This is a genomic window from Marisediminitalea alba (assembly GCF_002993365.1).
Lineage (GTDB): Bacteria > Pseudomonadota > Gammaproteobacteria > Enterobacterales > Alteromonadaceae > Alteromonas > Alteromonas alba.
In genome coordinates, this window is record NZ_PVNP01000073.1 from 1 (window position 1) to 1,483 (window position 1,483).

1 protein-coding gene is annotated in these 1,483 nt (G+C 49.4%); it reads left to right on the plus strand.

What is annotated here, in order from left to right:
- Nucleotides 1-196 precede the first annotated feature (196 nt).
- Nucleotides 197-1,435, plus strand: a complete 1,239-nt coding sequence (gene ltrA, locus C6Y40_RS08110) for a group II intron reverse transcriptase/maturase (RefSeq protein WP_240621882.1) — start codon at nt 197-199, stop codon at nt 1,433-1,435.
- The last annotated feature ends 48 nt before the right edge of the window (nt 1,436-1,483 follow it).

Here is a 1,483-nt window from a genome sequence, read left to right on the forward strand (position 1 = left end):
TAACGGGAGTTGTTGACTGGGTAAGAAACCGGACACGGGAGTAACATTGCCAGACGTTAAGTAGATTGCCATTGTGCTAGAACGCTTAACAGCAATGAGAAATATACCAACACGAAGAAAGGGTATCCGTCCCCACACAGCGCACATCCCAAAGGGGAAACAATTGCGGGTTTATTATAGTTTGTATGGTCAGCTGTTGAACAAAGCTCGACTGTACAAAGGATTCAAAAAGGTGTTCAAAGCGAAAGGCGCGGCCGGAACAGATGGGCAGAGCCTGAGCGAGTTCGCCTCGAATCTGGATGATAATCTTGAGCAATTACGCCTCGAACTCGAAACCAAACGCTATACTCCTCAACCGGTCAGACGGGTGGAAATCCCGAAAGAAGGGGGAGGAGTACGGTTACTGGGGATCCCATCAGTACGGGATAGAGTCGTTCAACAAAGTTTGACTGATATCCTGAGTCCCATTTTCGAAGAGCAGTTCCATCCATCAAGCTTTGGTTACCGACCGGGGCGGAGCTGTCATGATGCCATCAATAAAGCCACAATGTTCATCCGTCGATATGAGCGACGACACGTGGTGGATATGGATCTGTCGAAGTGCTTCGATAAGCTGGACCATAGGCTTATCCTGAAAAGCATCAAAAGACGGGTACGAGATGGTAGCGTGCTGAACTTAATCAGTCAGTTCTTAACAAGTGGGGTAATGGTTGATGGGCATTGGCAGCAGACAGAGGCAGGTAGTCCGCAAGGTGGGGTAATCAGCCCATTGATAGCGAACATCTATCTGGATGCGTTTGATGAGGAGATGAAACAGCGTGGCCACCGCATAGTGCGATACGCTGATGACATTCTTATCTTGTGTCGGAGTCGTTCAGCGGCAGAGAATGCGCAGCGACAAGCGACACAAATCCTTGAAGGTAAACTGAAGCTGACAGTGAACACAGAGAAAACCCATATCACGCACAGTGATGCGGGAGTCAGGTTCCTTGGCGTGGAAATCGGGACAAAACATACCCGAATTCAAGCGAAGAAACTGGCGGCGTTCAGAAGGAAGCTAAAGCAGATGACAAAACGCAATGGAGGAAAACCGTTGCAAAGTGTCATCAAAGGACTGAACCCATTGCTAAGAGGGTTTAGCCAGTACTTCAGGATTGCCGATGCCGGCAGGGCATTCAGACAAATTGCGAGTTGGCTAAGACGCAGACTGCGAAGCGTTCAACTTAAGTTATGGAAGAAGACGAGCCGCCTGCATCGCTGGCTACGACAGCGAGGATACAAAGGCAAGTTCGTCTGCATGAACATGACGAGTTGGCGAAGCGCAAGAAGCCCGTTAGCAAGCTACGCGATGCCAAACAGCTGGTTCAACGAACTAGGACTGGTGAATCTGGAAGATGTTAGAACGGGGAATGTGCCCAGCATTTACGCTGGATAAATCAGTACATGAGCCGTATACGAGGTCCGTACGTACGGTTCTGTGAGA